21 protein-coding genes are annotated in these 21,598 nt (G+C 41.6%); 15 read left to right on the top strand and 6 right to left on the bottom strand.

What is annotated here, in order from left to right:
* The first annotated feature begins 373 nt into the window (after positions 1 to 373).
* From RRU94_RS07655 to RRU94_RS07635, 6 genes are all read left to right on the top strand, one after another.
* Positions 374 to 1,735, top strand: a complete 1,362-nt coding sequence (locus tag RRU94_RS07655; protein WP_315691172.1) for a cytochrome ubiquinol oxidase subunit I — start codon at positions 374 to 376, stop codon at positions 1,733 to 1,735.
* 12 nt (positions 1,736 to 1,747) lie between these two features.
* Entirely contained in the window at positions 1,748 to 2,782 is a 1,035-nt protein-coding gene (locus tag RRU94_RS07650; protein WP_315691171.1) for a cytochrome d ubiquinol oxidase subunit II, read from the top strand.
* Between the two features lie 400 nt (positions 2,783 to 3,182).
* Entirely contained in the window at positions 3,183 to 4,394 is a 1,212-nt protein-coding gene (gene tnpB / locus RRU94_RS07645) for an IS200/IS605 family element RNA-guided endonuclease TnpB (RefSeq protein ID WP_315691170.1), read from the top strand.
* 327 nt (positions 4,395 to 4,721) lie between these two features.
* Positions 4,722 to 5,561 carry a class I SAM-dependent methyltransferase gene (locus RRU94_RS07640; protein ID WP_315691169.1) on the top strand — a complete coding sequence of 280 codons (840 nt, stop codon included), beginning with the start codon at positions 4,722 to 4,724 and terminating at the stop codon, positions 5,559 to 5,561.
* A gap of 117 nt (positions 5,562 to 5,678) precedes the next feature.
* Positions 5,679 to 5,879, top strand: a complete 201-nt coding sequence (locus tag RRU94_RS25680; RefSeq protein WP_410492978.1) for a DUF3916 domain-containing protein — start codon at positions 5,679 to 5,681, stop codon at positions 5,877 to 5,879.
* 231 nt (positions 5,880 to 6,110) lie between these two features.
* Positions 6,111 to 7,043, top strand: a complete 933-nt coding sequence (locus RRU94_RS07635; RefSeq protein ID WP_315691168.1) for an alpha/beta hydrolase — start codon at positions 6,111 to 6,113, stop codon at positions 7,041 to 7,043.
* Positions 7,044 to 7,933: 890 nt separating this feature from the next.
* Here RRU94_RS07635 and RRU94_RS07630 read toward each other — a convergent pair.
* Positions 7,934 to 8,140: a hypothetical protein gene (locus RRU94_RS07630; protein WP_315691167.1), complete on the bottom strand. Its 207-nt coding sequence runs from the start codon at positions 8,138 to 8,140 to the stop codon at positions 7,934 to 7,936.
* Positions 8,141 to 8,187: 47 nt separating this feature from the next.
* Positions 8,188 to 8,469, bottom strand: a complete 282-nt coding sequence (locus tag RRU94_RS07625) for a hypothetical protein (protein WP_315691166.1) — start codon at positions 8,467 to 8,469, stop codon at positions 8,188 to 8,190.
* 540 nt (positions 8,470 to 9,009) lie between these two features.
* Between RRU94_RS07625 and RRU94_RS07620 the strand changes: the two genes are divergently transcribed.
* Positions 9,010 to 9,900: a PhzF family phenazine biosynthesis isomerase gene (locus RRU94_RS07620; RefSeq protein WP_315691165.1), complete on the top strand. Its 891-nt coding sequence runs from the start codon at positions 9,010 to 9,012 to the stop codon at positions 9,898 to 9,900.
* A 209-nt stretch (positions 9,901 to 10,109) separates the two neighbouring features.
* Positions 10,110 to 10,364 carry a DUF7660 family protein gene (locus RRU94_RS07615; protein ID WP_315691164.1) on the top strand — a complete coding sequence of 85 codons (255 nt, stop codon included), beginning with the start codon at positions 10,110 to 10,112 and terminating at the stop codon, positions 10,362 to 10,364.
* Positions 10,365 to 10,525: 161 nt separating this feature from the next.
* On the opposite strand, the gene RRU94_RS07610 is transcribed toward RRU94_RS07615, so the two are convergent.
* Complete coding sequence (locus RRU94_RS07610) at positions 10,526 to 11,956, bottom strand: amino acid permease (protein ID WP_315691163.1); 1,431 nt, start codon at positions 11,954 to 11,956, stop codon at positions 10,526 to 10,528.
* Positions 11,957 to 12,181: 225 nt separating this feature from the next.
* Positions 12,182 to 13,087 carry an arginase gene (gene rocF / locus RRU94_RS07605; protein ID WP_315691162.1) on the bottom strand — a complete coding sequence of 302 codons (906 nt, stop codon included), beginning with the start codon at positions 13,085 to 13,087 and terminating at the stop codon, positions 12,182 to 12,184.
* A 291-nt stretch (positions 13,088 to 13,378) separates the two neighbouring features.
* Here rocF and pruA point away from each other — a divergent pair, with 291 nt between their 5' ends.
* The 6 genes from pruA to RRU94_RS07575 all read left to right on the top strand — a co-directional run bounded on the left by pruA (position 13,379) and on the right by RRU94_RS07575 (position 19,009).
* Positions 13,379 to 14,926 carry an L-glutamate gamma-semialdehyde dehydrogenase gene (gene pruA / locus RRU94_RS07600; RefSeq protein WP_315691161.1) on the top strand — a complete coding sequence of 516 codons (1,548 nt, stop codon included), beginning with the start codon at positions 13,379 to 13,381 and terminating at the stop codon, positions 14,924 to 14,926.
* Positions 14,927 to 15,019: 93 nt separating this feature from the next.
* A complete protein-coding gene (locus RRU94_RS07595) occupies positions 15,020 to 16,210 on the top strand; it encodes an ornithine--oxo-acid transaminase (protein WP_315691968.1) in 1,191 nt (396 codons plus the stop codon).
* Between the two features lie 177 nt (positions 16,211 to 16,387).
* Positions 16,388 to 16,900 carry an acyl-CoA thioesterase gene (locus tag RRU94_RS07590; protein WP_315691160.1) on the top strand — a complete coding sequence of 171 codons (513 nt, stop codon included), beginning with the start codon at positions 16,388 to 16,390 and terminating at the stop codon, positions 16,898 to 16,900.
* Between the two features lie 33 nt (positions 16,901 to 16,933).
* Positions 16,934 to 17,233 carry a hypothetical protein gene (locus tag RRU94_RS07585; protein ID WP_315691159.1) on the top strand — a complete coding sequence of 100 codons (300 nt, stop codon included), beginning with the start codon at positions 16,934 to 16,936 and terminating at the stop codon, positions 17,231 to 17,233.
* A 307-nt stretch (positions 17,234 to 17,540) separates the two neighbouring features.
* Complete coding sequence (locus tag RRU94_RS07580) at positions 17,541 to 18,830, top strand: Glu/Leu/Phe/Val family dehydrogenase (RefSeq protein WP_315691158.1); 1,290 nt, start codon at positions 17,541 to 17,543, stop codon at positions 18,828 to 18,830.
* A 26-nt stretch (positions 18,831 to 18,856) separates the two neighbouring features.
* The gene (locus RRU94_RS07575) at positions 18,857 to 19,009 is read left to right on the top strand and encodes a hypothetical protein (RefSeq protein ID WP_315691157.1); all 153 of its coding nucleotides are present in this window, start codon (positions 18,857 to 18,859) and stop codon (positions 19,007 to 19,009) included.
* Positions 19,010 to 19,087: 78 nt separating this feature from the next.
* Here the strand turns inward: RRU94_RS07575 and RRU94_RS07570 are convergent, their stop codons facing one another.
* Entirely contained in the window at positions 19,088 to 19,441 is a 354-nt protein-coding gene (locus RRU94_RS07570) for a DUF5412 domain-containing protein (RefSeq protein ID WP_315691156.1), read from the bottom strand.
* 322 nt (positions 19,442 to 19,763) lie between these two features.
* Here RRU94_RS07570 and RRU94_RS07565 point away from each other — a divergent pair, with 322 nt between their 5' ends.
* Entirely contained in the window at positions 19,764 to 20,507 is a 744-nt protein-coding gene (locus tag RRU94_RS07565) for an alpha/beta hydrolase (protein ID WP_315691155.1), read from the top strand.
* A 142-nt stretch (positions 20,508 to 20,649) separates the two neighbouring features.
* Here the strand turns inward: RRU94_RS07565 and RRU94_RS07560 are convergent, their stop codons facing one another.
* The gene (locus RRU94_RS07560) at positions 20,650 to 21,522 is read right to left on the bottom strand and encodes a LysR family transcriptional regulator (RefSeq protein WP_315691154.1); all 873 of its coding nucleotides are present in this window, start codon (positions 21,520 to 21,522) and stop codon (positions 20,650 to 20,652) included.
* Between the last annotated feature and the right edge of the window lie 76 nt (positions 21,523 to 21,598).

Here is a 21,598-nt window from a genome sequence, read left to right as displayed (position 1 = left end):
CATAAAGGTATTTTTTTGAAAGGCCGAGACAATCGGTCTTTTTATTTTCATTAAAAGCTTAAATAGCGGGGGATACGGGGTGAGAAAAGGAGGGTAGTTTACCAGGAAATATAGCAGTTGGATGTATGAACGAATTTAACGGATCTTGATCCCCGGCTGACCAGACCAGCAGTATAAAAAGCTTCACCATCATAAAGCTTCATGATTTTATAACCTAAAAAGCACCAGCCCTTGAACTATCAAGAACTGATGCTTTTTTGTGGTGTGTCAGGAGCGGTGTTCCATAAAAAACTTATCCTAGGCAGATTGTATAGTATTTAGTGAAATGGGGATAAATATGGACGAATCTTAACCCCGAGAGGACGAAGAAATAGTGGATGATTTAGTAATAGCCCGTTCTTTATTTGGGACGACGATGGCCTTTCATATTATATTTGCCACGATAGGCGTAGGGCTGCCGCTGATGATTTTAGTGGCTGAACTGCTTTATCAAAAAACAAAAGATTTGGACTACGTTGTCATGGCCAAGCGATGGACAAAGACATTTGCTGTCCTGCTTGGCGTCGGTATTCCGACCGGCACGATTGCGGGCGTTCAGTTATCCTTGCTTTGGCCCGGTTTTATGGAAGTTGTCGGGCGAGTCATGCCGCTTCCTTTTCAAATTGAAATATACGCTTTTTTCGTAGAAGCTCTTTTCATGTCTATTTACGTGTATGCTGCCGAAAGAATTAAGCCCTGGATGAGAATTGTAAGCCTCGTACTCGTCGCTTTAGGTGCTTTGGCTTCAGCTGTATTGATTACAAATGTCCATGCCTTTCAGGGAACACCGGCGGGTTTCCGGTATGAAAACGGAGAGTTCTTAGACATTGACCCGTGGGCGGCATTTTTTAATCCAAGCTTTTTCGTAACGGCCGGGCACGTGGCACTGTCTGCCTACGTAGTCGGCGCCTTTGCGGTTGGTTCTGTTGCGGCTTTTAAAATGATGAAAAATGAACGGGGATCCAGGGTTTATTTGTTTCATCAGAAAGCACTCCTGATCAGCTTAGTAGTAGGGGGCGCCTTTGCGTTCTTTACCGCTTTAAATGGGCATGAATCCGCTCAGTATTTACATGAATATCAGCCGGAAAAGCTGGCTGCTGCAGAGGGGTTATTTGAAACTCAATCCCATGCGCCGCTTGCCATTGGGGGTTTTACAGACCGGGAAACGGAGGAAGTAAAGTGGGCGATTGAAATTCCCTGGGCGCTGAGCTTTCTCTCTGGAAACAGCTTCGATACGGTTGTAGTGGGCTTGAATGATTTTCCGGAGGAATTTTGGCCGCCGCTCTATATACATACGTTATTTAACGTGATGGTCGGCATCGGCTCTCTGCTTATCCTGATTCCCATCCTCGTATTGATCTGGAAAAAAGGATTGAAAAAGAAGCACTATCCGAAGCCCGTGCTTTGGACATTGGTAGCCACAGGCCCGCTAGCCGTGGTTGCGCTTGAATGCGGATGGATTTTCGCTTGTACAGGCCGCCAGCCATGGGTGATATACCGGGTCTTAACAACAGCTGAGTCAGCTACAACTGCCACGAATTTAGGTATATTGTTCATACTATTCATTATCGTGTACATTATCCTGGGGGCTGCAGTTTTGTTTGTATTGTTGTATTTCTTCAGAAAAAATACAGAACTGGATGATATGAAGCGTGCGGAGAAAAAAGGGAAACCGTTATACGGTTCCAACTCATAGGAGGATAGACGAATGGCTGATGCTCTGATTGCGATCACCGTGCTCTGGGGGTTTGTTTTTATTTACGCCGTTATGGCTACCATGGATTTCGGGGCGGGATTTTGGTCGATGATTTACATTAACCACGAGAAAACAAAAGCGACGAATGTAGCCAATCGATATTTATCTCCCACCTGGGAAGTGACCAATACGTTTATTGTTGCACTAGTTGTGGCGGTTTATAGTCTTTTTCCAACTGCAGCTTACACGCTGGGCACCATCCTGCTCGTTCCTGGAAGTGCGATTCTGCTTTTGCTTGCTTTAAGAAGTGCTTTTTTAGTTTTTTCAAACATCGCCACAGAATACAAAAAGCCATTGACCTACATTTCAGGTATTGCAGGGATTATTATTCCCGGCCTGTTAATCAGTGTATTGCCTATTACACATGGGGAGTTTGTCGATTATGTAAATGGTACAGCCAATTTAAATTTAGCCAGGCTGTTCACAAGCCCGAATGTGTATGCATTTATCGGCTTTGCGGTCAGCAGTACTCTTTTCCTCTCCTCTTTATTACTGGCGGATTATTCAAAAGCATCGAATGAAATGGAAGCTTATAAAGTGTATCTTCGGAATGGCAAAATATTAGGGCCCGTAACCTTGTTAATGGCTTTTCTGATTATGCTTACATTAGCCAATGAGGCCGAATGGTTATATGAGCGTATGATGGAAGACTTTTCGCTTCTGCTGCTTTCTGTCGGCTTCTTTTTGATTGTAGGAATCGGGTTGTATGGCTCATCGCCTTTTCAAAAAGGGGTTAAAGGAATGCCGAGGCTTTCGGTAATTGCCGTGGTCATTCAATACCTTATTGCAAGCTACGTTTATGGAAAAGCGCATTTGCCTTATATTATTTATCCAAATGTGACCATTCAGGCCGCTTTTACAGATCCTAATTCATTCAGGGCTGTGTTTATCACGTATATCGTTGGCTTCGCCATTCTGTTCCCCGGCTTTTTTTACTTCTGGAGCTTATTTATGAATGATAAACGATATTTGAGGCAAAAAGGGTGACTTGTCTCTACAGTGATCTTGCGTGACAATGAAGAAGCTTTCATATACACAATTGAATATGTGAGGAAGCACGAATTCAGCAGTGATACCTATCATTCCTGCTTATCTGTATAACCTGTTAAAAAAAGCTGGCAATCATATTGCCGGCTTTTCTTTTTAATTTAATTTTCTCTCTTGATAAAACAGAAATGAAAGGGGAAGCGGCAGGGAAAATATTGTGTTCGTTCTTGTGTCTTCCTTTATGTTTCCTTTATCATCTTCGGCGAGAACACCCCCACTTCAAGCTTGCTAAGTGGGGGATGAATCGCTGCTCTTTCAGTCATTCTTTTTCCTTGAACGCTCTATTGCTAAAATGGTATAATTAGGTACAGAACAAACGTTCAGGGGGGTGGGGAAAATAATGAGAACCAAAACAGATGAAACAAAGAACCTTCATTTTAAAGCCTTTCGGTTTAAAATCCATCCAAGTGACGAGCAAAAACAACTGATTAACCAAACGATCGGCTGCTGCCGGTTTGTTTACAATTATATATTAAATGAAAACATCAAGAGTTTCGAAAAAACAAAAAAACGGTATACAGAAACAGCTGCCAAAAAGCTTCTCCCTGGGCTAAAAGAAACATTCAAATGGTTGTCTCATTCTGACAGTATTGCTCTTCAGGCAAGCATCGAATATCAGTACGAAGGATTCAAAAAATATAAGGATCAGCCGAAAAAAGAATTAAAAAAAAGAGCCGCAAAAAAATGTGCAGAAGGCTATACGCCAACGGCGTATGATTTCAAGGGCCACCCAACATTCAAAAGTAAGAAAAACCCGATTCAGAGCTATACGACCAAAATGACAAACAACAATATTAAAATGATAGACAATCACATTCAGCTGCCGAAACTCGGCTGGATTCGTTTTTCCAAGTCCCGAAACATCGAAGGCGACATTAAGCGTGTCACCGTGCGCCGCAGCAGTACCGGCCGGTATTCTATTTCGGTCATTTGCGAGATGCCTTATTCCCCGTACAAACCAAGCACCAACGATGCCGTTGGCATTGATCTGGGATTAAAAGAGTTTGCCGTGCTCTCCAACGGTGAATCCATCGCTAACCCGAAATACTATCAAAAATACGAAAAGCGGTTAGCCTTTCTTCAGCGTGCGTTTGCACGTAAAAAAGAAGGTTCGAAATCGTGGAAAAAAAATAAAGTCCAGATTGCTAAACTGCACGAAAAAATCAAACACACAAGAGAAGATTTTCTTCACAAGCTGACGACCAGGCTCGTTCATGAAAACCAAGTGATCGCAGTGGAGAATTTGTCCGTGAAGAATCTCGTCCAAAACAAAAAACTAAGCAAGGGGATTCACGATGCGTCATGGTCGAGGTTCAACGAAATGCTTGCATACAAAGCGAAGTGGTACGGACGGACGATCATAAAAGTCGATCCGTTCTTCCCATCAAGCCAGCTCTGCTCAAGGTGCGGGCATCAGCACAAGGATGTAAAAAATCTCGCTGTCCGGGTGTGGGAATGTCCATCCTGCGGCGTTCGTCACGACCGGGATCTGAATGCGAGCCTGAATATTGAAAAAGAAGCCCTTCGGCTTCTTTCACTTCAGTCTAGTTAAGATTGGTCATAAAACCGTTGGAATACGGGGTTAGCCTGATTACTGGGGGTCGAAGATCCCCTTGCTCAGGAATCCCCCACTTCAACCGTCAGGTAAGTGGGTGGTAGTTCAAGATTAAACATACTTTGAATCAATCAAAACTGCTCTGTCGATTTTACATACTTAGAGCTGTTTTATCATCATGTATGCTGTATATATTGAAAAGGTAAATGATCTAAAAAAAGAACTATTAAAGCTTTTGACTTGTTCATATATACACCGAAGCTGTTTTCATAATGAGCATGTCATATTCAAAAATACTATTGAGTTAGACTGGGAGAGAATGAGATGAAGGCGGTAATTCAAAAAGGCTATGATTACATTGAGCTATGGCAGGAATCGATGAAAGATCGTAAGGGGCATATACCCGAGCGGTTAAGGGATGACCAGGCAGAAGAAGCTTTTTGGGCCTCTATGATGGAGAAAAAAACCTCGCACAAGCCTGATCCGTATACAATAGCCGTGCAGCAGGAGCTTCTTCCTCTTTTACACAGCGATGACAATGTACTGGAAATTGGTCCTGGATGGGGCAATTATACGTTTGCCATCGCGGATAAAGCTCGAAAGCTGACCGGTATAGACAGTTCAAAAAGTATTGTAGAGTTTTTAGATTCACAGGCTGCTGCTAAAGGCGTGAGGAACATGGAGCTGATTTGCGATAAGTGGGAAAGTGATAAAGAACGTGAAAAGTATGATGTTGTATTTGGCTTTAACTGTTTCTACCGCATGTACGACATAGGGAAAGCTTTACTAAAAATGAATGAGTCCGCAAACCGGCTGGCCATTGCCGGAATGACAACAGGACCGGAAAAGCCGCATTATATGGAGCTGCATCAAATGGGCTACAGCATCAATCTAAGGCGCCGGGATTATATCCACATCTTAAATGTGCTGCATCAGCTTGGCATTATGGCCAGCTGCAAGATGGTGAAGCTGCAAAGCCGGAAAAGCTATTCTTCTTATGAACAGTTAGTGAAGGATAATATTACGAAGATTTTAGATGCTCACTACGACGTTCAAGAAGTAGAGCGTGTGTTGCGTAAATATGTGATAGAAAAGAACGGTACATACGAATACGTATATCCATTTCATGCTGCTTTAATGTATTGGGAGCCAGTGTCTATGTAGAAGAAGAGGCTGAATGAGTAAACACAAAGTGCGAGGCTTAAAAAGAAAAACAAAAAATATAACTGCGCAGATTGAATCTCCTACGAGGGAATTCCCTAATGATTTTTACAATCATTCCTGGCATATACATCTGCCTGCAGCCCAGCATTCAATTCTGAAAAAATGCCTGCTGGTAATAAACGGCTTTGTATGCAGGCTTTAATCGACAGGGCAGTCCATTTGATTAATATCAAACGAGTAAATCAGCAATACTGTCGTGTTGTTGATTTACTCAGTCACGCACCAGGATGTGGTGGATGCAGTCATCCACTAGTGTAGTCCGGTAACTCTTCTCTGTTTTTGGAACACTAGTGATTAGTCTATCCGAAGTTCAAAAGATTACCATGCAATACGTCCGATTATCTAGCTTTTTAGCTTCAGCAATAGATACTTTTTTACGCTTTCTCCTTGTCATAGAAAAAATAAAAGTGCATAAAAAAATAAGGAATACCAACAGTGAGAAGCAATTTACAAAACTGTAAAAGATAAATCTTGAGGGGTGGGCTCAAATTGATAAAACAATCAGCATTTACGTTTCTATCCCACGATGGGTTAGATTTGTTTGCAAGCAAGTGGATAAAAGAAGAACAACAAAAGCCGAAAGCCCTTGTTCAGATAGCCCACGGTATGGCAGAACATATTATACGCTATGATTCCTTTGCAAAGGAGCTGGCTGCTCAAAATATTTTTGTGTATGGGAATGATCATCGTGGTCATGGTGAAACGGCAAAAATGGCAAATAGTTATGGATATTTTTCTGATGAGGATGGGTTTGAAAAAGTCTTGCAGGATATGCGTACCTTGACCACTATTATGGAAAAGGAGTATCCGAATGTCCCTATCTTTTTGTTTGGTCATAGTATGGGGTCTTTTTTATCGAGGCGATATATTCAATTGTTCGGAGACAAGCTTTCAGGCGTGGTTTTGTGCGGAACGGGAGGAAATCCGGGAATAATGGGGAAAATCGGAATCATGATTGCTTCCAGGGAGAAGAAAAAGAAAGGAAGCAAGGCACCTAGCCCCTTATTAAATAAGCTTACATTTGGAAATTTCAATAAAGCATTCCAGCCGAATAGAACAGAATTTGATTGGTTGAGCAGGGATGAAAAACAAGTAGACAAATATATTGAGGACGATATGTGCGGAGGGATCTTTTCCAGTGGCTTCTACTTCGACTTCTTTAGTGGTCTTGAGACGGTACATAGCCCAAAAAATAAAAATACTGTTCCTTTAGATCTTCCTATTTTCCTGGTTTCTGGAACCAATGACCCTGTAGGAGGGAAAAATGGAAAAGGAGTAATCAGGACCTTTAAGTCATTTAAACAAGTTGGTATTGAAGATGTAAGCTATAAGTTATATAAAGATGCACGTCATGAATTATTGAATGAAATCAATAAGGACGAAGTACAAAACGATATTATAAATTGGATTAATAACCATTGAGGTTAAGCGGTTCTCGTGAAAACTTCATAGATGTTCATTAAGCAATGACCTATATTTTTATTTGGAGATAACTATGCCTCCCGTTGATCTTATCAATGTGCCCTTCAGAATTCTGTTTTTATAATTTTCTACGGTTCTACATTAAAAGGTTCAGACATATTATTTCTCAAATTTAGAAATGATAAGGAAGTGAGGTATTTTGTTTAAAGTAAAACATATTCACGAAGATAAAATATACACTGTGTATAGTATTAGGACGATATCAATTACTATGGAAATCGGTGAGAATATCGATAATCACGAATTTCTGCTTTTTAAAAATGGAAAATGGTTATACGATTCTGCTAAAGACTATTTACCAATTGCTGATTAAAATATGTTTTATGGGCCCGATCATTGTAGAAGTTTTTCAAGACAGCTAACGTGTAGCTGTGTTTTGTTTGACGCCGTGTGTTTTGCTTACAAAAATCCCATTCTTTCTTCCACGATAGGGCCTGCTGGATAAATAAATATTAAACCCTACTCTTCAGCCAAACTGTCTTGTTACTTTACCAAGAAAAGTAACAATGAAGTTTAATGGTGCCTGTATAAAAAAGATATTACATGTCGCAGCGTATTATTTTTTATTTAATCCTCTTTTTGTTATTATATCCCAAAACTACTGGAACTCCTCAAAAATATCAAGTGTAATGGTTAAAAGTAGAGACCATTTAAGGAAAGGCATAAAATTTGCTTTTCATCTGACCTAGTTTAAATAATACATTTCTTTTCAGCATGCTATCTCCTTATTAATGCGTAGCTCCATTTTCATGAGTGGCTTACTTAGCAGGAAAGCTTAATTACCGGCTGCTGAGTGAATGGATCATGTAACTATTAAATGAACAGATGGGTTACATAATTTTTTTGTTTTTCTTTCTTCTATACGAGGAGGCTGCCATAAACAGTAAAACAATAATAAATAATATATCCAGGTAATCCGCAAATTCTTTAAAGAAAAAGCGACTGACCAGTATGACCCATAAACTCATCAACAGTAACGGGTAAATATAAACCTGCTTTCTCAAAGTGCCCACTTCCTTTTTAACTAGCTGATTCATTCAGTCTACTCTTATATTCGTCCAAATAAAAGATCAATGAAGGAGCCTTAGAACGTTATTTCGCCAAGGAGCAGCCCTACCATTAGGGAAGCTAGAACAAAGGCAAGAATCGAAAGAAGAATTTTATCCATTAACCGCATAGAGCGTAAATGTTCATAAAGCCTATCCATTAAGTGGAAGGTTAGTAAAAAAAGGAAAGCGGATATGCCTATTACGAAGAGCTCTGTACGGTCAAATGGTTTGCTGATATGTTCATTATAGTAAGAGCCCGCCGCGATAAATCCACTAATGAGGATGAACTGATAAGCGAAAAATCTAAAATGGCTCACGTTTAAATGGCTCCTATCCTGTAGGTTTCTTCATAAGATGTTCGGCTGATAGCAGGCTTTAGGTTAGTGCAACATATATAAAGCCGGAAAGGATTAAAGCGATCAACATAGTAAAGAAGCGGCACCGTCCTTTTATGAGTTTTTCACCTCTAGCGATATAGCTGCCGACAATGGTAACACCTATAGTCGCAATAATCTGATTACATTCGTTTAAGAGCTGAAATTTCCATTCCATCGTTGAAAAATGCAAATAGAATAGGAATAAAATAGATACCTAGAAAAAATGAATATCGTTTCTTTTAACAATCGAAGTTTCAAATAAAACATCCCTTTTTGTATGATGCCTTATTATATAAAAAACAGCATATATTCATATAACTGGTTAAATGAACCGGGGCAGATCGCAATTATACTTTCACTTATAACGAAAGAAATAAAGGTTGATAGACGACAATTTATGTATAATTTAACCAATTGAGGTATAATAATAATGATTTTTGCAGCGAGCAGGCACGTTTACATAAACAGGGAGGACTCATTGTGGTTAAGGTGGACGTACAGCATATTGATGCGTTTAGTTCAATTCCTGAGAAAGGGAATCCGGCTGGCGTTGTGTTAAACGGTAATGATTATACGGAAAAACAGATGTTAGCCATCGCAGCAGCAGTAGGGTTTAACGAAACCGCTTTTGTTGTTTCTTCAGATGAAGCTGATTTTCGCATTCGGTACTTCACACCCGGACATGAAGTAAATTTATGCGGCCATGCGACAATGGGAACGGTTTATGCTTTAAAAATGAACGGTTTACTGGAACAATCACATTTTATGATTGAAACAAATGCAGGCATACTGCCCATACATATTTGTGAAGAGCATGGTCAATTACGGATCACCATGCAGCATGCAAAGCCTGAATTTCAACCATTTAATGGTTCAAGGTCGGATTTAGCTGCGTCCATCGGTTTAGAAGAAGAAGACTTACATGCAGCGTATCCTATTGTATATGGCAGTACAGGCATTTGGACGTTGATTATTCCCGTTAAGAAACTGGCAAGTTTCAAGAAAATGAATCCGCTGACAGAAAGATTTCCAGGCATTTTAAAGGAAATGCCAAAAGCATCTTTGCATCCGATTTGCTTTGAAGTTCAAAATAAGGAAAGTGATATGCATGCTCGCCACTTTTCATCCCCTTATTCGGGTACCGTTGAGGATGCTATTACAGGAACGGCTTCAGGCGTAATGGGAGCGTATTTTAAAACCTTTGTAAAGAAGGATATGGCATTACCGGCAACGCTTATTGTAGAACAAGGTCATGAAATTCATAAGGACGGGCAGGTATATGTGCATGTAAAAGAAAAACAGGAGCAATTAGATATTTCTATTTCAGGAACGGCTGTTTATGTTAAGAATATTGAAGTGGATATCGACTGAGTGTCCATGCAGCGGATGAACGTTCCAGGCGAATAAAACAAAACAATTCTTTTGAATACAATAAAAATGAGAAGCAGCCTGCTTTTTTCATGTACAGATAGGTCACTTGGTCAGATGTTTTGTCCCTTGAAACATCTTTTATCACTTCTGGCAGGAGTCTTTTATTTTCGCCGCCAGTTGAGGAACTTATAAAAGAAGGAGATATAGGAATGGAACTATATAAAAGTATAGATTCTATCACAAGCAGGGAAGATTTAGCGAGGTTTATTTCTCTCTTAAGGATAGACTTGCAAAACAATAAAGCTCAATGGGAGAACCATACACTTGAAAGGTATTTAGAAGCGATAGAGGCGTGGGTGATCGATATGAATGGCTATTATCAAAACAGAGAAGAACCCATGCCAGAACAGCCATCATGGAAGACTGTAGCGGATGTATTGTACGCCTCAAGTATGTATGAGTAAAAAAGACGTGCAAAGGGCATTTCTTATTTACATACATCTTTCGTTACAGTCGTTGTGCCATAAAAAAAGCGATCTTTCTTTTTAGGAGAAAGATCGCTTTTTGTGGTTTTATCCATTACGGGCCTGTCCTTAATTTAGCGGAAAAGCACAGTTATCTTTTTTTAGAGCAGCATTTTTTTATCAGCTGACAATTGAATTTCCTGCTGTTCTTTTTCGATCGCCTGGTTTTTCTTGATCTTCAGGTGATAAATCGCATAGCAGGCTAGCATAAATGGAACTCCGCAGTAAAGGGCAAGCCGCTGGTCTGGATTAAAGGCCATGCTGACCAGGACGGCGCAGTTCAGCACAAGGCCCAGCAGCGGGAAAAACGGATAAAGAGGGGCTTTGAATTTCAAGTCTGCCACATTGCCGCCTTCCCGGACGTATTTTCTGCGAAACGCAATCTGGGAAGCGGTGATGGAAATCCAGCCGACCTGGGCGCCGAGCCCGGCAATAGAAAGCAGCCAGAGAAAAACCGTTTCTTCTGCAAAAAAGCCAGATAGCAGCGATAGAAGGGCGATACCAAGCGTCAAAATAAGCGAGTTCATCGGAATGCCTTTTTTGTTTACTCTTGCCAGGGCAGGAGCAGCCATGCCTTCTTTCGAAAGCGAGTACAGCATGCGGGAAGCCGCATACAGGCCCGAGTTTCCAACCGATAAAAGAGCCGTCAAAATAACAAAGTTCATAATATCAGCCGCATACGGAATACCGATGCTGTCGAGCACCAAAACAAACGGGCTTTCCGTTACGCCTGCCTGGTCCGAAGGAATTAAGCCGGCCAGGACAAAAATCGATAAGACAAAGAATACAAGGGTGCGCCACACCGACTGTTTGATCGACTTCGGAATCGTTTTTTCTGGGTTTTCACTTTCCCCAGCCGCAATCCCGATTAATTCGGTTCCCTGAAACGAGAAGTTAACCGCAATCATCGTAATCAGCAGGGCGGTGACGCCGTGTGGAAGCAGGCCGTCCGAAGCATAATTCGAGAAAAAGGGTGCTTCCTGGCCGCCTTTCATGTCAATCAGTCCAAACATCGCCGCGCCGCCGAGAATAATAAACAAAAGGATTGCCACAATTTTAATGCCGGAGAACCAGAATTCCGCTTCCCCAAATGCCTTGGCCGACAGGGCGTTGAGTGAGAAGAGCAGAACGGCAAACACCGCACACCAAATCCATGTCGGTGTATCAGGAAACCATCTGCCCATCAGCTGTCCGGCAGCCAGAAACTCCAGGGCAACCGTAACGGCCCAGCCGAGCCAGTACGTCCAGCCGAGAGCAAAGCCTACGCCAGGTCCGATAAATTTCGTTGTATAGGTTTGAAAAGAGCCGGATACCGGCATCGCCACTGCCAGTTCTCCGAGGCAGACCATCGTTAAATACATGACAAAGCCGCCGACTAAAAACGCTAAAATGGCTCCTCCGGCCCCGGCTTGATTAATCGTATAACCCGATCCGAGGAACAGACCGGAGCCGATGACCCCTCCGAGTGAGATCATAAATAAGTGCCTGGTCTTCATCGTTCGTTGTAGTTCTTGGTTTTCAATTACTTTCATTGTATTGCCTCCCTTGCTCCATATTTTGGTAACGCTTTCATAAGATCCATGCCTTATACTCTTTTTATGCAATTTTCGTGCCAGCTTAAAGTGTCTGCAGAAAGAGCTTGAAATAAAGGAATAATCTAAGATTAGCGTGAAGCAGTGCAAATTTTTCTGTCGTTTAGACTGAAAAATTTGCACTCATGAAAAGATTCTAACTATTTTTTGTTTACATTTAGATGATTAAAGCAGCTTTTCCCCAAACAAAGAGCAAATAAGTGCAACGGCAGCATTTCCTGTTTTATTCTTTTCATCTAAAATCGGGTTTACTTCCACAAATTCCGCAGATGTAATAATGCCTTCTTCCTCAAGCATTTCCATTGCAAGATGGCCTTCGCGATATGTAATGCCGCCTGGCACAGGTGTTCCAACGCCTGGTGCTTCCTGCGGATCCAGTCCATCCAGATCAAGAGAAAGGTGAACCCCATTCGTTCTTTCCCGCAAGTAGCTGATCGTTTCCTGCATAACGGAAGTCATGCCAAGGCGGTCAATTTCATGCATCGTATACACTTTAATGCCTGTTTCTTTAATTAATTCTCTTTCTCCATCATCCAGGTCACGGGCACCGATAATAACAATGTTTTCAGGTTTGATTTTGGGAGCATAACCGCCAATGTTGGTAAGGAGAGGATGTCCAATTCCAATGCTTACAGCAAGGGGCATTCCATGAATATTTCCTGAAGGAGACGTTTCGGCCGTATTTAAATCTCCATGGGCATCGAACCAAATAACACCTAAATTCGGATTATCTTTTGCGACTCCTGCGAGCGTACCGATCGCAATACTATGATCGCCTCCAAGAATCAAAGGGAATCGATCCTGTGCGGTGCTTTCCTGGATTTTTTTTGCGAGTAATTCATTTCCTTCTGCAACGGCTGCAAGATTTTTTAAATTGGTATCGGGATCAGCAGCCGCTCTTTCTTTTAATTCTACAGTGATATTGCCTTCATCGTATACGGCATAGCCAAGCTGTTCAAGCTGCTCTTCGACTCCGGCGTAGCGGATCGCACTTGGACCCATATCTACACCGCGGCGGGTTTGTCCTAAATCCATTGGTACACCAATAATTGAAACGTTTCTGTTTTTCATTTTTGTAACCTCCCTGGCTGTTGTACTATCGCTATCTATTAAAAACACAAAAATGAAAACGGTTCAACTAGACATTTTTTTGAATAAATATACAATAATATTCATTTAAGAGAATCGAAGGTTTTTTCGATGAATACAAAATAATTTTATTTTTTTGCTTTTCGCAAAAAAAATTTGCGCTTTAAACAAAAAGCCTCAAGGAAAAACGCAAAGAAATTAGCTTTTTCAAGTTGGCACGGATATTGCAATAGATTGGGTGAGAGTGAAAAAAACTTATTGGAGGGACACATCGTGGTGATTACGTACAAACATGAACCATTTACGGATTTTTCAAGAGAAGAAAACAAGCAGGCATTTAAAGAGGCGCTTGCCTATGTAAATACACAGCTTGGAAAAGAATACCCGCTTGTGATTGGGGGAGAGAAAATCACTTCGGATAAAAAAGCTGTTTCTATCAATCCAGCCAAAAAAGAAGAAGTGATTGGAACGATTTCGTTAGCGGATAAAGAGCGTGCAGAACAAGCGATGCAGGCAGCACTGCAGGCCTTTGAAAAATGGAAAACAACAGACCCGGAATTTCGTGCTCATATCCTGTTCCGCGCAGCGGCGATTATTCGCCGCCGCAAGCATGAATTCTCCAGCTACCTTGTGAAAGAAGCAGGGAAGCCATGGAAAGAAGCCGACGCAGATACAGCAGAAGCCATCGACTTTTTAGAGTATTATGCCCGCCAAATGATTGAACTGAAAAATGGCGCACCGGTAGAAAGCCGTCCTGGTGAGAACAATAAATTTTCATATATTCCGTTAGGTGTTGGGGTCGTGATCTCGCCGTTTAACTTCCCGCTTGCGATTATGGCCGGCACCGTCGTAGCCGCTCTTGTGACAGGAAATACGGTTCTATTAAAACCAGCTGCCTCTACTCCGGTTATCGCTGCAAAGTTTGTAGAAGTGATGGAACAAGCAGGATTGCCGGCAGGCGTTTTAAATTATGTGCCGGGCAGCGGAGCAGAGATCGGCGACTATCTTGTTGACCACCCTAAAACACGCTTTGTTTCTTTTACCGGCTCCCGTGAAGTTGGATGCCGGATTTATGAACGGGCTGCGAAAGTACATCCCGAACAAATTTGGTTAAAGCGTGTCATTGCTGAAATGGGCGGAAAAGATACCGTGCTTGTTGATAAAGATGCGGATCTAGACTTGGCAGCTTCTTCGATCGTATATTCTGCTTTCGGATTCTCCGGCCAGAAATGCTCAGCCGGCTCCCGGGCAGTTGTACACCAGGATGTGTATGACGAAGTGCTTGAAAAAGCGGTTGCTTTAACAAAAAACCTGACACTGGGCAGCCCCGAAGAGAATGGTACATATATGGGCCCTGTAATTGATGAGAGAGCATACAACAAAATTATGGAATACATCGAAATTGGCAAGCAGGAAGGACGCCTTGTAGCCGGTGGTAAAGGAGATCAAACAGAAGGCTATTTTATTCAGCCAACGATTTTTGCAGATGTAAAAGAAAAAGACAGACTGATGCAGGAAGAAATTTTCGGTCCTGTAGTGGCTTTTTGCAAAGCAGATGATTTTGACCACCTGCTGGCGATTGGAAACAACACAGAATATGGCTTAACGGGTGCACTGCTTTCCAAGAACCCTTATCACCTTGAGCGTGCCGAAAAAGAATTTCATGTAGGGAACCTGTATTTTAACCGGGGCTGTACGGGTGCCATTGTCGGCTACCAGCCATTTGGCGGTTTCAATATGTCGGGTACAGACTCTAAAGCAGGCAGCCCGGATTATTTACTGCTGCATATGCAGGGAAAAACGATCTCGGAAACATTTTAAGTAAAAAAGCATCTGTATATCCGGCTGGTGTACAGATGCAGTTTTTCGAATTGAATCAAACAACTAATAGGGGGAACTAACATGACAGTATCGATGACGCATTCAGAAAAAGTGATTCAGCAAACAGAAGAATTTGGCGCCCATAACTATCATCCGCTGCCGATCGTCGTTTCAGAGGCGGAGGGCGTTTGGGTAAAAGACCCGGAGGGCAGCCGTTATATGGATATGCTAAGTGCGTACTCCGCGGTGAACCAGGGACATCGCCATCCGAAAATCATTCAGGCGCTGAAAGACCAGGCAGACCAGGTTACACTCACTTCCCGTGCTTTTCACAATGACCAGCTCGGACCCTGGTATGAAAAAATCTGCACGCTGACGAGAAAAGAAATGGCTCTTCCGATGAATACAGGAGCAGAAGCCGTAGAAACAGCGATCAAAGCTGCTCGCCGCTGGGGCTATGAAGTCAAAGGGATTGCAGACAACCAGGCTGAAATTATTGCGTGCATCGGAAACTTCCATGGCCGCACAATGGCAGCGGTTTCTCTTTCTTCAGAAGCAGAATACCAGCGAGGTTTTGGTCCGATGCTTCCTGGCATCAAGCTGATTCCATATGGCGATCTTGAAGCACTGAAAGCAGCGATCACACCGCAGACAGCTGCTTTCATCATAGAGCCGATCCAGGGAGAAGCAGGAATTATTGTACCGCCGGCAGGGTTTTTAAAGGAAGCAGCTGCTTTATGCAGAGAGAACAATGTTCTATTTATTGCTGATGAAATCCAGGTAGGACTGGGACGGACAGGCCGTCTGTTTGCTTGTGAGTGGGAAGATGTAGATCCGGATATGCTGATTCTTGGAAAAGCACTGGGCGGCGGAGTATTCCCGATTTCCTGTGTGGTCGCTAACGCTGGTATTTTAGGTGTTTTCAATGCCGGATCTCATGGCTCGACATTTGGAGGCAATCCGCTTGCTTGTGCGGTATCGACCGCTTCTCTTAATGTGATTGAAGAAGAACAGCTTGTACAGCGTTCAGAAGAGCTGGGCAATTATTTGAAAGAGCAGCTTTCCAGCATCGATCATCCTTCTATTAAAGAGGTAAGAGGACGCGGACTCTTTATTGGAATGGAATTGAATGAGCCAGCCCGTCCATACTGCGAACAGCTGAAGGAAAAAGGGCTGTTGTGTAAAGAAACACACGAAACCGTAATCCGCTTTGCACCTCCTTTAGTAATCTCACGTGAAGAGCTGGACTGGGCTATTGACAAGATCAAGCAGGTATTTGCTTAAGGATAAGCTTTAGAAATAAGGAAGGCTTGTTTTGAGCCGCTTATGAAAAAAATAACATTTTATAAGCGGCTCCCCATTTATAAAATCCGATATAGTTCTATGTCATAAGGTAATTGATGCATGTGAGGATCTCATTACTAAATAAGAATAAGAGAAGAAGGAACGAGGAAAAGAAGCATGAATGCAAAGTATTGCAGAGAGTCAAAGGTGATCCGAACAACAAGAGTATTTCCCAGTGATGTGAATAATCATAATACATTGTTTGGCGGCCGGTTAATGAATCATTTGGATCAAGTTGCCTCCACATCCGCAGCACGCCACAGCCGGAGAGACTGTGTAACAGCATCGGCCGATTCAATTGATTTTTGGAATCCGATTCAAACCACCGACTCGGTTTGTTTTGAATCTTATGTATCGTGGACCGGCGTATCCTCGATGGAGGTATTTGTAAAAATCATTACAGAAGACCTGAAAAGCGGGGAAAGAAAAATCGCAGCGACGGCATTATTAAACTTTGTCGCGCTGGACCAGCATAAAAAACCGACACCCGTTCCAAAGGTGATTCCCGAAACAGAAGAAGAAAAAAGATTGAATGAAAGTGCTGCCGAGCGTGCCAGAATGAGAAAAGAAAGAAAGCAAAAAAGTAGGGAATTAACCGTTTTTATTACCACTGATCATCCTTGGGACTGATTCAAATACATTTGAGGAGAAAAAGAGGCTGCAATGATCAAGAACTGCTCAAGTTTTCAAGAAATGAAACGCTGCTTTGAAGAAAACGCTGATATTGTACAGGAAATTGACGAGATTCATATTGCGGAAGAAGGTTTTACCGACTTAACGTATAAACTGTACGCGCCAGATTCTATTACCTTCTCTAATAAAACGTATTATAGGCTGGCCAAGTATCAAAAATGGCTGACCGTTTACTTTGACGGAAAAGCAGACAAGATTTTAAAAATGGAATATGGTATGATTGGCTCTAAATGGAAAGAGCATAGCTGGGCAAAAACAGTCAGCAGCTGATCCGCCAGCTTATTGTAATAACAGAGACAAAAAACATATAGAAGCTAACGACAGCTAAAGAGGTTTGGCTGTATGGGAAACTTTCTTGACATACTATTGGAAGCGATTTCAATATCGTGAAAATCTGACTCTAAAGCGGGAGTTATTTAGCACGCTCAATCAAAACGGTCATCATCCCACAAAAGATTTTGCGCAGGGAAGAACATGAAACATAGATGCGGGTTGTGCTTTCTTCAGTGATTTGGCACGAAGAAAGAAACTCGTTAAATAGATACGTATTTAAAACAAACTATTATGAGGTGAGAACATGGCTATTATTAAAAAAACAGCACCAATTCCTAAAGAACAAAAGAAAAAAGAGAACGTCAGCTTATTCCGATCAACGCAAGAAATTATTCATCAGGCGCTTACAGAGTTAGGATACTCAGAATCTTTATATGAGCTGCTAAAAGAACCGATGCGGATGATGACCGTTCGAATTCCGGTAAGAATGGATAACGGAGAAGTAAAAGTATTTACTGGTTACCGTGCACAGCACAACGATGCGGTCGGACCTACAAAGGGCGGCGTCCGCTTTCATCCTCATGTGACAGAAGAAGAAGTAAAAGCGTTATCCGTATGGATGACGTTAAAGTGCGGTATTACGAACCTTCCTTATGGAGGAGGAAAAGGCGGTATTATTTGCGATCCGCAGCAAATGTCAATGAGAGAGCTTGAACAATTAAGCCGCGGATATGTACGAGCCATCAGCCAGATTGTAGGTCCGTCAAAAGATATTCCAGCTCCAGATGTTTACACAAATTCGCAAATTATGGCCTGGATGCTTGATGAATACAGCCACATCCGTGAATTCGATTCACCTGGATTTATTACAGGAAAGCCTCTTGTACTCGGAGGGTCACATGGAAGAGAAACAGCGACTGCCCAAGGGGTTATGATTTGTATCGAAGAAGCTTTAAAGAAAAAAGGGATTGAATTAAAAGGTGCCCGTGTGGTTATACAGGGATTTGGGAATGCCGGCAGCTTCCTGGCTAAATTCCTGCATGCAGAAGGCGCAAAAATTATTGGCATTTCTGATGTGTTCGGTGGCATTTACGAGCCGGACGGGCTGGATATTCCGTATTTGCTGGACCGCCGGGACAGCTTCGGCAATATCACCAATCTTTTTGAAGACACAATCACCAACCAAGAGCTGCTGGAGCTTGACTGTGATATCCTAGTTCCCGCTGCTATTTCGAATCAAATTACAGAAGAAAATGCAGACAGAATCAAAGCATCCGTTGTGGTGGAAGCAGCGAATGGTCCGACTACGCTGGAAGCTACCAAAATATTAAGCGAACGCAATGTGCTGCTTGTGCCAGATATACTGGCGAGTTCGGGCGGGGTGACGGTTTCTTACTTTGAGTGGGTTCAAAATAATCAAGGCTACTACTGGACAGAGGAAGAAGTCATGGAAAAGCTTCAAAAAGTGATGGTTTCATCATTTGAAAATATTTATCAAACATCAAAGTCTTTACAGGTTGATATGCGCCTGGCTGCTTATATAGTCGGAATCAGACGTGTAGCAGAGGCTTCAACGTTCCGCGGCTGGGTTTAAAAAAGAAAAAAGAGAGGACGTTTCCTATGTGGGTCATAACAGTGTGGACGGAAAACAGGATTTGTATGTATGAATTTGAAACGAAGACGGAAGCGGACAAGACATTTAAAGAAATGAAAGGATGCAAAATCCTGTCGGAGATTGTTTATTCTGATGAGACAGTTCTTTCATCCATTTAAATTATAAAAATATAAGAAAGGAGCCCATACGTTAAATAGTATGGGCTTTTCTTTTAATTTAGGAATCAAGGTGCTTTTTCAATTTTTTCGAAAATCAAACACATCATAAGGGACATCCAGCCAATGGCCGTTAATGACGACTGTATCCTGATCCATCCATTTTATCACGGCTTGTTCCTCATGATAATTCCAATAAACAGTCTTCGGCTTTCTATTCTCTTTGTTAAAATGTAATTCAGCACGAACCGCAAAATCAGTAGTGGCTCCTCCACTGGAAACATAAGCTTTAACGGTATAGTCTCCATTTGGAGAATCTGCTTCTGAAATGAAATCTCCCTTTGGTAAACGGTCCATGTCAAAAAATGCCCAGTACACACCGTACCCTAATAAGGCCAAGAGGAGCAGAGGGATGATTACCTTCTTTTGTCTCAATTCTCTTCCTCCAAAAGATTCAGCTCTAAAATAGTTTTTTTCAGTACAATCTTTGATTATACGTGAAGGCACTGAATCTGAATACGGACCAAACTGAAAAAGTAAGAAAAGTTTATTGATATATAGGTGCCAATCCATTGAAAGACCTTACTGGTTGATACAGGTAACTTCTAATTGTTAATATGCATGAAACATATGAGTAATAGGCATTATTCACTTTATAGTTTGATTTGTATAATAGAGATGTAGAGAAAGCGAAATGTATAGAAGTAACAAATAAATAAAATAGATGATTATGTCATTTTGGTTTTGGAGGGAAAGAATGAAAGTTGTGGCACCTAAGTCTTTTACCTACCGTGGTGGAAATAAAGCGGTTCTTTTATTGCACGGATTTACAGGAAGTACAATTGATGTAAGAAAGCTGGGAAAGTATTTACAAGAACGCGGTTTTACGTGTCACGCTCCTTTATACAAGGGGCACGGACAAGATCCTGAAGAACTGATCCAAACGGGTCCAGCGGATTGGTGGCAGGATGTACTAGAAGGCTACCATTTTCTCAGAAAAGAAGGCTATGAGGACATTGCTGTGGCGGGTGTTTCGCTTGGCGGTCTCTTCTCTTTAAAAGTGGGAATCGAACTTCCCGTAATAGGGGTTGTGTCTATGTGTGCACCTGTTAAGGCGAAGAATGTAGATGACTTATTTAAGCGGGTTCTCCATTATGCCAGGGGATACAAGAAGCTGGAAGGCAAAGAAGGGGAACAAATTACTGAAGAGATGAAGAGGTTAGCACAAACGCCTATGCAGTCTTTAACAAGCCTGCAGCAGCTGATACTCCAAACGAGCAAACAAATCAACTTGATTACTTCACCGATTCTTGTATTGCAGGGATCGCTGGATGATCCCCTGTACAAAGAGAGTGCTAAAGTGATTTACGAAAACGCAGCAACGAAAGAAAAACAAATGAAATGGTATGAACAATCGGGCCATATTATTACGTTGGGTAAGGAGAAAGAGAAAGTTTACGAAGACGTACATACGTTTTTAAATCAATTGGACTGGCAATGAAAGTTCATGATTAAAAAATTAATAAATGCTGCCTTATAGCAATCAAGAACCCTCTTGCTCAGCAAGGGGGTTCTTGATTGCTTTTATCCTATTTATGTTTCATCACACATAAGGAATAAATAATTCGCTTCAGCGAAGGTTTTTAAATAGATTCTAATGTTAATTCAATAAACTTTTCAACCGCGGGAGATTGCCACTTTTTTGCTTTAATGAGCAAGTGCGAGTAAATAGGCTCGAATTGCTCATTGTGTTCAATCATCGTTAATAACCCTTTTTCAATCTCATTTTTTACCGTGACGTAAGGCAGGACAGAAAATCCTAAACCGCTCATGACAGTTTGCTTTATAGCTTCTAGGCTCCATAATTCCATTGTTTGAAATTTGGTTATTTTATGATTAGCCAGGTGAGTCTCAAACATAGAACGATAACTGCATCCGTCCTCATTTGTAATAAAGTAATCGGCCGTCTCTTTGTTTTTATAATGATCAAAGTGACGGTTTTTACTCGGACTGGTCACTAACACAATTTCTTCTTTATGCAGTTGATGGTGAATACAATCCGCTGCTTCTAACTGCGGCCAGACCATAAACGCAATATCGACATGCCCGCTCATCAGGTCTTTTTGATTTTGTCCGCAGGTTCCGTTGCTCAATATAATATTAACGTCTGGATATTTCGTTGTATATTCTCTTAGAATAGGTCCTAGTCTGGAAATCGTTAATGACTCAGGCGCTGCAATTTTTAATTCTCCACTTACTTTGTGATCGCTCTTCATCTGGGCGATGCGATTATACGTATCTAACAATTCATCCGCTAAAGGAATTAGTTCTTTTCCCAGGGAGGTTAATTTTAAATCGCGCTTGGTGTAAGTGAATAATTCCCCGCCCATTTCTTTTTCTAGTGCTTTAATATGAGAAGTAATGGTTGACTGGGTATAGCCCAATTTTAAAGCAGCATTTGTGTAGCTTCCAACATCGACAATAGTTCGAAAAGTGATAAATTGTCTTATTTCCATTAGGTAAACGCTCCTCTTTTATTTAAAAAAATGATAATGGTTATTTGTAATTTCAATTTTACCGATGGATAGACCT

The organism is Domibacillus sp. DTU_2020_1001157_1_SI_ALB_TIR_016, from assembly GCF_032341995.1.
Lineage (GTDB): Bacteria > Bacillota > Bacilli > Bacillales > Domibacillaceae > Domibacillus > Domibacillus indicus_A.
The sequence above is the reverse complement of the archived record's forward strand: the minus strand, read 5'-3'. Positions and strand labels throughout refer to the sequence as shown.